Origin of the sequence: uncultured Xanthomonas sp. (assembly GCF_964278005.1) — a bacterium.
In the GTDB taxonomy this organism is placed as follows: domain Bacteria; phylum Pseudomonadota; class Gammaproteobacteria; order Xanthomonadales; family Xanthomonadaceae; genus Xanthomonas_A; species Xanthomonas_A sontii.
Genome location: NZ_CAXYKF010000025.1, coordinates 132,571 through 144,878, shown reverse-complemented (window position 1 = coordinate 144,878; position 12,308 = coordinate 132,571). Strand labels below are relative to the sequence as shown.

The window sequence follows — 12,308 nt, the reverse complement described above, 5'->3', positions numbered from 1 at the left end:
TCCGGGTCCGCGTCCATCACGGGGATCCGCGGAAGGGGCATCCTGCCCCTGCCGCGGACGGCGTACATCCATGTACGCCGCCCTTCGGGTGTTTCCCCGCGATGGCCGCCGCTTCGGAAGGGAACCCGGTAAATCAAAAGCCAAAGCGACAGCCAAGGCCAGAGCCAAGCAACGGCAACGGCAACGGCAACGGCAACGGCAACGGCAACGGCAACGGCCGGAGCATCCCGCACAACTGCGTGCGTTTCGCGCAACTGCTCGCTCAGCGACCGCAGTACCCCTGACCTCATTTCCAGGCACCCGACCATGGCCACCCCCGACCTGCCGACCTTCGACAAGATCCTCATCGCCAATCGCGGCGAGATCGCCTGCCGGGTGATCGCCACCTGCCGCAAGCTCGGCATCGCCACCGTGGCCGTGTATTCCGATGCCGATCGCGACGCGCGCCACGTGCGCCTGGCCGACGAGGCCGTGTACATCGGCGCCGCGCCGGCGCGCGAGAGCTACCTGCGCGGCGAGCGCATCCTCGAGGCCGCGCAACGCAGCGGCGCGCAGGCCATCCATCCCGGGTACGGCTTCCTGTCCGAGAACGCCGAGTTCGCCGAAGCCTGCGCCGCGCGCGGGCTGGTGTTCATCGGACCGCCGCCAGCGGCGATCCGCGCGATGGGCGACAAGAGCGCGGCCAAGGCGCTGATGCAGGCCGCCGGGGTGCCGCTGACGCCGGGTTACCACGGCGAGCAGCAAGATCCGGATTTCCTGCGCGCACAGGCCGCGGCCATCGGCTACCCGGTGCTGATCAAGGCCAGCGCCGGTGGTGGCGGCAAGGGCATGCGTCGGGTCGATCGCGATGAGGACTTTGCCGCCGCGCTCGCCGCCTGCCAGCGCGAGGCGCAGGCCGCGTTCGGCAATGCGCACGTCCTGGTGGAGAAGTACGTGCTGCGGCCGCGGCACATCGAGATCCAGGTGTTCGGCGACACGCACGGCGAACTGGTCTACCTGTTCGAACGCGACTGCTCGGTGCAACGCCGCCACCAGAAGGTGCTGGAGGAAGCCCCCGCGCCAGGCATGGACGCGACGCGGCGTGCGGCGATGGGCCAGGCCGCGGTGGAGGCCGCGCGCGCGGTCGGCTACGTCGGCGCCGGCACCGTGGAGTTCATCGTCGCGCCCGACGGCGCGTTCTACTTCATGGAAATGAACACCCGCCTGCAGGTGGAGCATCCGGTCACCGAGTGCATCACCGGCACCGACCTGGTGGAGTGGCAGTTGCGCGTGGCCGCCGGGCAGCCGCTGCCGCAGCGCCAGCACGAACTGGCGATCCACGGCCATGCGCTGGAAGCGCGGCTGTACGCCGAAGACCCGGCGCGCGGGTTCCTGCCCTCGATCGGCACGCTGCAGCATCTGCGCCTGCCCGCCGCCGACGCGCATACGCGGGTCGATGCCGGCGTCGAACAGGGCGATGTGATCGGCCCGCACTACGATCCGATGATCGCCAAGCTGATCGTCTGGGACGTGACCCGCGAGCGCGCACTGCGGCGCATGCAGGCGGCGCTGGCCGCCTGCCAGGTGGTCGGCGTGTCGACCAATGCCGCGTTCCTGCAGCGCCTGGTCGGCACCAGCGCGTTCGCGCAGGCGGACCTGGACACCGCGCTGATCGAGCGCGAGCACGCGGCGCTGTTCGACACCCCAGCCCCGACCACCGATGCGCTGTGGAGCCTGGCGGCGCTGGCCTGGCAACTGCACGAGCACGCGCCGGCGGCGCAGACTGCCGATCCGCACTCGCCGTGGGATCTGCGCGACGGCTGGCGGCTGGGCGCGCCGGCGCCGCGTGCGCTGACCCTGCAGCACGGCGAAACGCAACGCACGTTGCAGCTGACCGCGCAGGCCGGCGGCTGGCGGATCCACGCCGCGCCGGCGCAGGACGCGCTCGAGGCGAGCGGCCAGTTGCGCGACGGGCGCCTGTCCGCGTTTCTCGGCACACAGCGGGTGCAGGCCGATGCGGTGTTCGCCGGCACGCAGCTGCACCTGTTCGTCGACGGCCACGGCTACCTGTTCGAACGCCACGACCCGGTCGCCGAGGCCGACCAGCCGGCGGTGGAAGGCGGCGGCCTGACCGCGCCGATGCCGGGGCGCATCGTCGCCCTGCTGGTCGCGCCCGGCACCCAGGTGCGCCGCGGCACGCCGCTGCTGGTGCTGGAGGCGATGAAGATGGAGCACACCCTGCAGGCACCGGCCGACGGCACCGTGCAGAGCTTTCGCGTACGCGAGGGCGAGCTGGTCGGCGACGGCGTGGCGCTGCTGGACTTCGAAGCGGCCTGAGCGTCGCCGACCGCCAAGCCGCGGTCGCCAAGGCCGCGGCTTGGCGTCACACTCGGCGCTGGTCCATCGTCCTGCACGCGCCATGAAACTCACCGCCCACGTTCTCGACGGCCACACCCTCGACGTGCGCCCTGCGCCGCGCGAGCGGCCGTGGATGGACCAGACCGCCGAGCGCTACGCCTACCGCTGCTTGCCACTGGACATCGCCAACGCGCATGGCTGGGAACTGCTGTGCCAGAGCGCGTTCGAGGCCGAGTGGAACGGCGGCAACGCGCTCGACGACCTGCGCGTGCAGCCGGCACCTGGGACGCACGCGCCGGCGGTCAGCCACTTCGGCTACGGCGTGCTCACCTTCCACGTGCCGTGCCTGTTCCGCACCGAGGCCGGCGTGGACCTGTACGTCACCGCGCCGGTGAATCGGCCCAAGGACGGCATCGCCGGGCTCACCGGGCTGATCGAGACCGACTGGAGTCCGTACACCTTCACCATGAACTGGCAGTTCACCCGGCCCGGCCGGGTCCGGTTCGAGGCCGGCGAGCCGTTCTGCCACTTCTTCCCGGTGCAGCGGCGGGTGCTGGCCGAGACCCAGCCGCGCTGGCAGCCGTTGTCGCAGACGCCGGAGCTGGAGCGCGAGCACCAGGCGTGGATGCGCAGCCGTGGCCAGTTCCTGCACGACCTGGAGCAGCCCGATTCCGACGCCAGCCGCGAAGGCTGGCAGCGCAGCTATTTCCGCGGACCGGCGCCGGGGCAGTGCCCGGCCGGCGTGGAGCACCGGGTGAAACTGCGGCTGGCGCCGTTCACCCGCAGCGACGACGCGGAGTGAGGACCGCTCAGCACACGTGGCGCTGGCGCACACGGGTGGACAGGCGGAACACGCCGTAGGCCAGCAGCATGCCCAGGATCCCGGCCACGGCATGCGCCCAGTCAAACACGCGCGGACCGATCCCACCGACCTGGTCGCCCCACAGGTTGAACAGCACCAGGACGATCACGGTCAGCCCCAGCCCGGCGAGGAACGCGGCGCGGTTGGCGCCCAGCGCGTAGAACAGGAACGGCAGGCCCAGCCCGACCAGGAAATGCACCGGGAAGAAGTACACCGAACCGTACGGGCGCAACAGCGACCAGACGATGGCGGCGAAGACCGCGACGAAGGCAAACAGACCCAGCGACAGGGCGCGGGTCTTGGCGGAGGAAAGACGTGGCTCGGTCATGCGTCACCTGCAGGCAATCGGCGACCGTAACGGAGTGCGGATCACGGCCCGGTCAAGACCCCGCGTTGCCCACGCGGCTGCAGACGCTCAACGCGAAGATCGGCACCACTGCCGTTCGCACGGCACGCCGTCGTGGTTGCCGTCCATCTCCACACCCGGGCAGTGCTGCAGGAAGTACACCGCTTCGTCGCACGAGGTCATCTGCGCGCAGTGCGTGCGGCCGTCGCAGTGGAAGGCAGGCGCCGTCGTGGGCGCGGTGGGCGCTGACGACACCGGCGCCGAGGGTGCCGCAGGGCTTGCCTGCGGTGCCGCCACGAAGCGCAGCGCCGCGTAGGCCGCGATCGCGAGCACCGCCAGCAGCATCAGCACGCCGAGCCAGAGACCGCGACGCGGACGCGGTGCCGCACGCGCGGGCGATGCCGGTGCCCGACCGGGACGCATCACCCGCATGGCCCGCGGCCGTCCCTGCGCGTCGTGCTCCAGGTCGAAGGAGATCAGTTCGCCCACCCGCGGGGGAACGCCGTCGGCAGGAAACGCCGCGCGTTGCACCTCGGCTTCGGTCTCACGATGGGCAAGGCGCACCCGGCCGCAGCCGCGCTCCTCGCTCCACTGAATCAAGGTCCCGTGCGTGCGCATGGCGTCACCGCAAGAAAGTGCATCGCCGCGGTGGACGCCGCCGTGCCCGGTGCGTCCACCGTCCCCACCGCGCCTGCTCCCGCCAGGCGCGGCCCCGCGTGCAGCATGCCATGGCTGTGGCCTGCGTGCCGACCGGCCACCTGCTGCAGGCGCGGTCGCGCGACGGCCGGTCAGCCACGCGCCGCGGCGACGCCGGCGGTCGCAACTGTCTACCACCGGCGGCGCGGCGCTCGCTAGAGTCCGAAGCGTCGAGCAACGCCGACGCCCGCTCCCACGCGCGGTTGGCGATCGACGCGCAACCCGGCATCGCGGCCGCCGCAGGGCGCCGCCCCCGCAGCATTCGTCCCCCGATGCTGCCCTGCCGGGCCCGCGCGTTTCCCCCACGCTCGACGCGACAACCGTCTTCAACGCAGTTGCCTTCCACACGGGGTCAGGAGAGCGACATGGACATGTCTTCGGTCCGCTAGGCCGTTTCACGCATCCACAGCAGCGCCGCCGCGTCTCCACGGTGGCGGAGGATGCTGCACTTCCCATCGCGTCTCTCGCTTCGTCTGCGCGCGCAGGCGGATGCGTACGCCCGTGCCTGCGCGCGGCCCTGGCGCGACGGGAACCCTTTCACCGCGGCCGCGCAGCAGCGCGGGCGTGCGGCCGGTCCGGGGCCAGGGGTTGTCCGGACACAGGACGCGGCATCGCCCGCACGCACCGACGCACACGACCGGAGGTCCATCATGCAACTGCCTCATCCGCGCATTCTCGCCATCGCCACCGTGCTGACCCTTGCCAGCGGCGCCGCCTCCGCCGGGCGCTTTCCGGATTTCGGCTACGCGCCGCCCTCTACGTACAAGGGGCCGCTGTTCCAGCTCAGCCAGGACTATCCGCAGCAACCGCCCAGCGGCCCGTTGCCGGCGTTCTTCCAGAAGCTGCCCAAGCCGCTGAGCAACAACTTCGAAGCCTGGCGCGGCTACGCCGATGCCGTGAAGGCCTACTGCCTGGAAGGCAACGTCGAAAGCGACTGGTACGTGCAGAACAACAAGGTGCGGCGCTGGTACCACGCGCCCTGGCAGCACTACGGCCCGCTCGGACGCGAAGGCGTGCACGGGCTGACCAAGGAAGCGCAGATCCAGGTCAAGCAACTGGCGCCGACCCAGCTCACCACCGGCCAGACCTTCGCGGTCGGCATCTACAACGATATCGGCGCCTACACCTTCGGCCAGGTGTGGAAGGATCCGCAGAACCCGGATCCGAGCTTCACCACCAAGCCCAACACCTTCCGCGACGGCACCGTGGTGTGCAAGGCGCTGTTCGCCGACGTGGACCTGAGCCAGGTGCCGTTCCTGCAGAACCCGGTGCTGTGGAACGCCTGGGTCACCAACAGCTTCAAGTCCGCCGACCGCGCGTTCAAGCAGGTGGCGCTGATCCAGATGGATTTCGCCGTGCGCGACAGCCGCGTCCCCGGCACCGGCTGGATCTTCGGCACCTTCCAGTACAACGGCGCGGTCAGCGGCAAGCCCGGCTGGCAGAACCTGGTGCCGGTGGGCGTGATGTTCGGCAACGATCCGCAGAACACCGGCGACGACTACACCAACAAGCAGCCGACCCAGACCCGGATCAATCCGCGCATCCTGCAGTCGGCGATCAACGCCAAGCCGGAACTGCCGCCGACCCACCTGGGCTGGAACGGCCGCCTCAACGGCCCGGTGGACAATCCGATCAGCTCCTGCATGAGCTGCCACATGACCGCCGAATCGCCGCAGCTCTCGCCGATGAACCCGACCTTCCAGGCGCCGGACAAGGTGCCGCCGGTCGGCTCCAAGGAATGGATGCGCTGGTTCCAGAACGTCCCCGCCGGGCAACCGTTCGACGCGGCGGCCAAGAGCACCGACTACAGCCTGCAGTTGGCCGGCGGCATCGCCAACTTCTACGACTGGAAGTGCACCCAGGACGGCGTGTTCGTCAGCGGCGGCAACCTGTGCGAGCAGAGCAAGACCTCGCTGAAGCTGATGCGCTCCACCACGCCGCCGCCGACCGTTTACCCGGTCGAGCGCGGGGTGAGCAACCAGGAGCTGGAGTAGCACCGCAACGCCGTGCCTGCCGCGTGCCGTCCGATGGCACCGGCAGGCACGGCCTGTGCCGAGTGCGGCGCAAGGCGCAGGAATGAGCGGCGTCAGACGTGCTGCCGCCTACGCTCGCTCAACCGATCTGCTGGCCGACCCACCAGGTCGTGCCACCGGCGTCGCGGAAGCCGCCACGCCGGTCCGGATCGTCCTTCTGCACCGGCGCCTGCACCGCCGTGGCACCGGCAGCCAGTGCACGCTGGTAGGTCGCATCCACATCGCGCACGTAGACGTGCACATGCGCCGGCACCGCCGGCCAGCCCTCGACCGCATCGCAGAACATCACCACGGTGTCGTCGATGCGCACCTCGCCGTGGGCGAGCAGGCCACCCTCGCCGGGAATCTGCCGCAAGGGTTCGGCGTCGAACACCGCGACCAGGAACGCGATGGTCCGCTGCGCACCATCGACAATGAGATACGGCGAGACCGAGGTGTAGCGCTCTGGCTTGAACGACATGAAGAACTCCCGAGGGTCGAGTGTCGCAGGCAGGTCGACGTGTGCGGTGGTGAAGCGCCTCATGCAACGTGCGGTGATGCCGGGAAGCCAGTGCGCCGCGGGCGTACAGCCGCGCTCACAGCGCGCACGTGCTGAGCCGCGCGGCCAGGGTAAAGGGGACCGTGCCCAGGTCGTCCAGGCCTTCGACATCGAACGCATACACGCCCCTGGCCACGAGCGTCAGTTGCCCGTCGCGCGAGAGGTTGAAGGTCAGCGTGTCGACATCGACCGGGTGGTGCGCGCCGGCCACATACAGCGAGCCGTCGATGTAGCCGTCCTGCGGGTTGCGCGGGAAGTCGAAGCGCTGGCCGGCCAGCTCGCCGAGCCTGAGCGACGGCAGCGCGATGCCGTCCAGGCGGATCGCGGTGTCCACGATCTCACCGGCGTGCAGGAACGGGCGCAGCAGGATCTCCAGCGAGGCGGCGCCCGGGAGGCCGGACAGGATCGCGTGGCGCGGCTTCAGTTCGCTGGGCGAGAACGTCGACATCGCGGCGCCGTCCTCAGTGCTGCGCCACCGGCAACACCACGTCCATCAGCGTGGCGTCGTCCGGATCCGGCGTGGCCTTGAAACCGAGCTGCCGGCACATCGCCAGCATGGTGCGATTCTCGCGCAACACCTGGCCTTCGACCACCTTGAGGCCAAGCCAGCCGGCGTACTCGATCATGATCCGCATCAGCTGCCAGCCGATGCCGTGGCCCTTGAGGTCGGAGCGGATCAGGATGCCGTACTCGCCGCGGTCGTAATCGGCGTCGGCATGCAGGCGCACCGCGCCGAGCATGTCGCCGCTGCGCGGCTCGATCGCCACCAGCGCGATCGAGCGCGCGTAGTCGAGCTGGGTCAGGCGCGCGATGAATTCGTGACTGAAATGCTTCACCGCCTGGAAGAAGCGCAGGCGCAGGTCTTCGTCGGTGACGCGGGCGAAGAAGCTGCGGAACAGCGCGTCGTCCTCCGGCCGCACCGGGCGCACGAACGCGGCGCTGCCGTCGTTGAGCACGATGCGCCGTTCCCACTCCTTGGGATACGGGAAGATCGCGAAGCGCGGATGGCCGCGGCCCTTGTGCAGGCGCCGCGACGGCGCCACCGCCACCCGCGCGTCGACCGCGATCACCCCGTCGCGGTCGGCCAGCAGCGGATTGATGTCCAGTTCGCGGATCTCCGGCAGATCGGCGGCCAGTTGCGCCAGCTTGACCAGCACCATCGCCACCGCACGCTCGTCGGCCGCCGGCACGTCGCGGTAGGCCTTGAGGATGCGGCTGACGCGGGTGCGGCCGATCAGTTCGTGGGCCAGGCGCAGGTCCAGCGGCGGCAGCGCCAGCGCCTTGTCGTCGATCACCTCCACCGCGGTGCCGCCGCGGCCGAACACGATCACCGGGCCGAAGGTCGGATCGTCGGCGATGCCGGCGATCAGTTCGCGCGCCTTCGGCCGCAGCAGCGAGGGCTGCACCAGCACGCCGTCGATGCGCGCGTCCGGCCGCGCGGCACGCGCGCGGGCGAGGATGCCCTCGGCCGCATCCCGCACCGCCTCCACGCTGACCAGGTTGAGGCGCACGCCGTCCACGTCGGACTTGTGCGGGATGTCGGCCGAATGGATCTTCACCGCCACCGCCGAGCCTTGCGCCAGCATCGGCGCGGCCACCTGCGCCGCGGCCTCGGCATCGGCGGCGTGCGCCACCGGCGCGGTGGGGATGCCGTAGGCGGCCAGCAGCCGCGTGGTCGCCAGCGGGTCCAGCCAGGTCTGCCCGGCGGCCAGCGCGGCGTCGACGATGCCGCGCGCGGCGGCGGCGTCGAAGGCGAAATCGTCGGGCAGGCTCGGCGGCGTTTCCATCAGTGCCGCCTGCGCTTCGCGGTAGCGCACCAGGTGCATGAAGCCGCGCACCGCGTCCGCCTCGGTGGCGTAGGTGGGGATGCGCGCGGCGTTGAGCGTGGCGGTGGCGCTCTCGTCGTTGCCCAGCCACACCGCGAACACCGGCTTGTCGCGGTGGTGGCGCGGGCGCTGGCCGAGGATGCGGGTCAGCGCCTGCGCCGCCTCGGCCGAGGAAGTGAACGCGGTGGGCACGTTGACCACCAGCACCGCATCGTTCTCCGGATCCTCCAGCAGCGCACCGGCGGCGGCGGCGTAGCGTTCGCCGTCGGCGTCCACCACGATGTCCACCGGATTGCGATGCGACCATTCCTGCGGCAGCGCCGCGTCCAGTTGCTGCTGAATGGGCGCCGACAGCGCCGCCAGGGTGCCGCCGAGATCGGCCAGCGTATCCACCGCCAGGCGGCCGACGCCGCCACCGTTGCTGAGGATGGCCAGGCGCCGGCCGGGGAAGGTGCTGAGCCGGCCCAGCGTCTCCGCCGCGGCGAACAGTTCGTCCAGCGCGCGCACCCGCAGCAGGCCGGCGCGGGCGAACGCGGCGCCGTACACCGCATCGGAACTGGCCAGCGCCTGCACGTGGGTGTCGGCGTTGGGATCGATGCGCAGTTGACGGCCCGACTTCACCACCACCACCGGCTTGGCGCGGGCGGCGGCGCGCGCGGCGGACATGAACTTGCGCGCGTCGCGGATGTGCTCGACGTAGAGCAGGATCGCGCGGGTGCGGTAGTCGGTGGCGAAGTAGTCGAGCAGGTCGGCGAAGTCCACGTCCAGCGCGTCGCCCAGCGACACCACCGCCGAGAAGCCGACCGCACGCGCCACGCCCCATTCCACCAGCGCCGCGGCGATGGCGCTGGATTCGGAGATCAGCGCCAGGTCGCCCGGCTGCGGGCAGTGCGCGGCGATGCTGGCGTTGAGCCGCGCATGCGGCGCGATCACGCCCAGGCAGTGTGGGCCGAGGATGCGCAGGCCCTTCGCCCGTGCGGCGCTCTCCACCCGCGCCGCGGCCGACCCCGGCCCACTGCCGAGCCCGGCGGTGAGGATGATCGCCGCGGCGACGCCACGCCGGGCGGCGATCGACACGATGCGCGGCACCATCCGCGCCGGCGCGGTGATCACCACCAGGTCCGGCACCCAGGGCAGGTCGGTGAGCCGGCGCACCGTGGGCACGCCGTCGATCTCGCGGTAGCGCGGGCTGACCCAGCCGATCTGCCCGGGAAACCCGGCCGCGCGCAGGCTGCGCACCACCGCCCGCCCGGCCGAACGCTCGCGCGGGCTGCCGCCGACGATGGCGACCGAGGCGGGGCGGAACACGGACTGCAGGTGATAGGTGCTCATGGCGGCGGCAGAGGCGAGCGAATGCGCTAACGGTACACGGCTGGCCGCGGCGCGGGGATGATCCGGGTCGCGCGCTGCGGCGTTGACGGCGATGCCGCGCATCCGGCGACAGCTGCGCTGGCGAGATTCCGGCCTCCGCGTGTCGGGGCTGAAGCCCCTCCCACAGGGAGCTTGGGTCGGCAGCCCGTTACGCGCGCACGCGCGCTTGAGCGGAATCCGGAACGACACGGACCATCGCTGGACTTCCCGGTGTGGGAGGGGCTTCAGCCCCGACCCGACCAGGCCACAGAGACCAGGCGGCGGCGCACACCGGGTGCGCAGGGCAGGCGGCGCCGCCATCCCCGCAGAAAGACCGCGACAGACGGCTGCCCACCGCCGATCCTTCGCGGATCCGCCATGTCCATCGGAGCCCGCAGGCACAGCCCGGGTCAGCACCCGGTCGCATTGGCGGCCGCATAATGCGGCGATGGAGACGACTCGTGCATAGCGGCGGCCTGGAACTGGCGCTGGTGCTGCTGCTGGCCGCGGTGATCGCGGTGCCGGTGTTCAAGCGCCTGGGCCTGGGCGCGGTACTGGCCTACCTGGCCGCGGGTGTGGTGCTGGGGCCGGACGGGCTGGGCTTCGTGCAGGACACCGAGCGCATCCTCAACGCCGCCGAGATCGGCGTGGTGATGCTGCTGTTCCTGATCGGCCTGGAACTGTCGCCGGCGCGCTTGAAGGTGATGCGGCATGCGGTGTTCGGTGCCGGCAGCGCCCAGGTCGCGCTCACCGCGCTGCCGCTGGGCGCGCTGGCGCTGTGCATGGGCCTGAACTGGAAGAGCGCGCTGGTGATCGGCCTGGCGCTGGCGCTGTCCTCCACCGCGGTGGGCCTGCAACTGCTGGCCGAGCGCAAGGCGCTCAACAGCGACTACGGCCGGCTCGGCTTCGCCATCCTGCTGTTCCAGGACCTGATCGCGATCCCGCTGTTGGCCGCGGTGCCGCTGCTCGGCGGCGCCAAGAACGACACCCTGACCTGGACGGAAGTGGGCCAGGCGCTGGGCGCGCTGGCGCTGGTGGTGCTGTGCGGGCGCTTGGTGCTGCGCCACCTGTTCCGCACGGTGGCGCGCACGCGCATGCCCGAGGTGTTCACCGCCAGCGCGCTGCTGGTGGTGCTGGGCAACGCCTGGTTCCTGCAGAAGGCCGGGCTCAGCCCCAGCCTGGGAGCGTTCCTGGCCGGCGTGCTGCTGGCCGATTCGGAGTTCCGCCACGAACTGGAGGCGCAGATCGAGCCGTTCCAGGGCCTGCTGCTGGGCGTGTTCTTCATCGCCGTGGGCATGGGCATCGACCTGGACCGCATCGTCGCCGAGCCGTGGCTGATCGCCGGGGCGGTGGCCACGCTGCTGCTGGTCAAGTTCGCGCTGCTGGCCGGCATCGGCCGCGTGCTGCGCCTGCCCTGGCGCAGTGCGCTGCTGCTGGGCAGCCTGCTGTGGCTGGGCGGCGAGTTCGCCTTCGTGGTGTTCACCGAGGCGCAGCGCGTGCGCCTGCTCGACGACGCCACCCACGACCGGCTGGTCGCGGTGGTCGGCGTGTCGATGGCGCTGACGCCGCTGCTGTTGATCGGCATGCAGCGCCTGCTCGGCGGCAGCGAGGCCGGCAAGGGCAAGCAGCCACCATCGCCGGCCGCGCAGTACGACACCGTGGATGCGCAGCGCGCGCAGGTGCTGATCGCCGGCATGGGCCGCTTCGGCCAGATCGTCGCGCGCCTGCTGACTGCGCAGCGCATCCCGTTCGTGGCGCTGGAACACAACCCGGACACGGTGGAGGACCTGCGCCGATTCGGCAACCAGCTCTACTACGGCGACCCCAGCCGCCCGGACCTGCTGCGCGCGGCCGGCAGCGACGGCATCCGCATTTTCGTGGTGGCGATGGACGACCCGGAGACCAACATCAAGACCACGCGGCTGATCCGCCGGCTCTACCCCACCGCCAAGGTGCTGGCGCGCGCACGCAACCGCCAGCACGCCTGGCGACTGATGGACCTGGGTGCGGAGCCGTTCCGCGAAGTGTTCGCCTCCAGCCTGGAGCTGAGCGAGCAGGTGCTGCTCGGCCTGGGCCTGGATGCGGCGACCGCGCGCGACCGCATCGCCCGCTTCCGCGAGCACGACACGCAACTGCTGCGCGCCCAGCACCTGGTCTACGACGACGATGCGGCGGTGGTGCAGACCGCGCGTGCGGCGCGCGCCGACCTGACCAAGCTGTTCGAGGCCGACGTCAACGATCCCACGGCGGGGCCGGCGGATGCGACGGGCGCAACAGGCGCGGGACAGCATCGCAGTTGATGCGGGTGGCTTGGCCGCGC

General features: G+C 71.2%; 9 protein-coding genes and 2 pseudogenes. 6 read left to right on the top strand and 5 right to left on the bottom strand.

Annotated features, from left to right (window positions below):
* Window positions 1–101 precede the first annotated feature (101 nt).
* The 4 genes and pseudogenes from ACHWVH_RS18775 (at window position 102) to ACHWVH_RS18760 (ending at window position 3,139) form a co-directional block, all read left to right on the top strand.
* Entirely contained in the window at window positions 102–284 is a 183-nt protein-coding gene (locus ACHWVH_RS18775) for a hypothetical protein (protein WP_394687752.1), read from the top strand.
* A gap of 22 nt (window positions 285–306) precedes the next feature.
* A pseudogene (locus ACHWVH_RS18770) lies at window positions 307–1,822 on the top strand (acetyl/propionyl/methylcrotonyl-CoA carboxylase subunit alpha); the annotation flags it as partial.
* A 227-nt stretch (window positions 1,823–2,049) separates the two neighbouring features.
* Window positions 2,050–2,316: pseudogene (locus ACHWVH_RS18765) on the top strand (acetyl-CoA carboxylase biotin carboxyl carrier protein subunit); the annotation flags it as partial.
* An 82-nt stretch (window positions 2,317–2,398) separates the two neighbouring features.
* Window positions 2,399–3,139, top strand: coding sequence for a DUF6065 family protein (locus tag ACHWVH_RS18760; RefSeq protein ID WP_295924388.1), 741 nt, complete (start codon window positions 2,399–2,401; stop codon window positions 3,137–3,139).
* 7 nt (window positions 3,140–3,146) lie between these two features.
* On the opposite strand, the gene ACHWVH_RS18755 is transcribed toward ACHWVH_RS18760, so the two are convergent.
* Together ACHWVH_RS18755 and ACHWVH_RS18750 are read right to left on the bottom strand one after the other, a co-directional pair.
* Window positions 3,147–3,527, bottom strand: coding sequence for a hypothetical protein (locus ACHWVH_RS18755; RefSeq protein ID WP_295918965.1), 381 nt, complete (start codon window positions 3,525–3,527; stop codon window positions 3,147–3,149).
* 87 nt (window positions 3,528–3,614) lie between these two features.
* Complete coding sequence (locus ACHWVH_RS18750) at window positions 3,615–4,163, bottom strand: excalibur calcium-binding domain-containing protein (RefSeq protein ID WP_267123928.1); 549 nt, start codon at window positions 4,161–4,163, stop codon at window positions 3,615–3,617.
* A 728-nt stretch (window positions 4,164–4,891) separates the two neighbouring features.
* On the opposite strand from ACHWVH_RS18750, the gene ACHWVH_RS18745 reads away from it, so the two are divergent.
* On the top strand, window positions 4,892–6,235 hold the full coding sequence (locus ACHWVH_RS18745) for a hypothetical protein (RefSeq protein ID WP_394687751.1): 1,344 nt from the start codon (window positions 4,892–4,894) through the stop codon (window positions 6,233–6,235).
* A 118-nt stretch (window positions 6,236–6,353) separates the two neighbouring features.
* Here ACHWVH_RS18745 and ACHWVH_RS18740 read toward each other — a convergent pair whose 3' ends face one another.
* From ACHWVH_RS18740 to ACHWVH_RS18730, 3 genes are all read right to left on the bottom strand, one after another.
* Window positions 6,354–6,734 (bottom strand): VOC family protein, encoded by a 381-nt coding sequence (locus ACHWVH_RS18740; protein ID WP_017915215.1) that lies wholly within the window; start codon window positions 6,732–6,734, stop codon window positions 6,354–6,356.
* 115 nt (window positions 6,735–6,849) lie between these two features.
* A complete protein-coding gene (locus ACHWVH_RS18735; RefSeq protein WP_295924377.1) occupies window positions 6,850–7,260 on the bottom strand; it encodes a hypothetical protein in 411 nt (136 codons plus the stop codon).
* A 13-nt stretch (window positions 7,261–7,273) separates the two neighbouring features.
* Complete coding sequence (locus ACHWVH_RS18730; RefSeq protein ID WP_295924372.1) at window positions 7,274–9,970, bottom strand: bifunctional acetate--CoA ligase family protein/GNAT family N-acetyltransferase; 2,697 nt, start codon at window positions 9,968–9,970, stop codon at window positions 7,274–7,276.
* Between the two features lie 479 nt (window positions 9,971–10,449).
* Here ACHWVH_RS18730 and ACHWVH_RS18725 point away from each other — a divergent pair, with 479 nt between their 5' ends.
* Complete coding sequence (locus ACHWVH_RS18725; RefSeq protein WP_295924369.1) at window positions 10,450–12,288, top strand: monovalent cation:proton antiporter-2 (CPA2) family protein; 1,839 nt, start codon at window positions 10,450–10,452, stop codon at window positions 12,286–12,288.
* The last annotated feature ends 20 nt before the right edge of the window (window positions 12,289–12,308 follow it).

Coding starts and splice junctions, on each gene's coding strand:
- ACHWVH_RS18755 (WP_295918965.1), bottom strand. CDS start 3,527: ATGACCGAGCCACGTCTTTCCTCCGCCAAGACCCGCGCCCTGTCGCTG.
- ACHWVH_RS18775 (WP_394687752.1), top strand. CDS start 102: ATGGCCGCCGCTTCGGAAGGGAACCCGGTAAATCAAAAGCCAAAGCGA.
- ACHWVH_RS18760 (WP_295924388.1), top strand. CDS start 2,399: ATGAAACTCACCGCCCACGTTCTCGACGGCCACACCCTCGACGTGCGC.
- ACHWVH_RS18730 (WP_295924372.1), bottom strand. CDS start 9,970: ATGAGCACCTATCACCTGCAGTCCGTGTTCCGCCCCGCCTCGGTCGCC.
- ACHWVH_RS18740 (WP_017915215.1), bottom strand. CDS start 6,734: ATGTCGTTCAAGCCAGAGCGCTACACCTCGGTCTCGCCGTATCTCATT.
- ACHWVH_RS18745 (WP_394687751.1), top strand. CDS start 4,892: ATGCAACTGCCTCATCCGCGCATTCTCGCCATCGCCACCGTGCTGACC.
- ACHWVH_RS18750 (WP_267123928.1), bottom strand. CDS start 4,163: ATGCGCACGCACGGGACCTTGATTCAGTGGAGCGAGGAGCGCGGCTGC.
- ACHWVH_RS18735 (WP_295924377.1), bottom strand. CDS start 7,260: ATGTCGACGTTCTCGCCCAGCGAACTGAAGCCGCGCCACGCGATCCTG.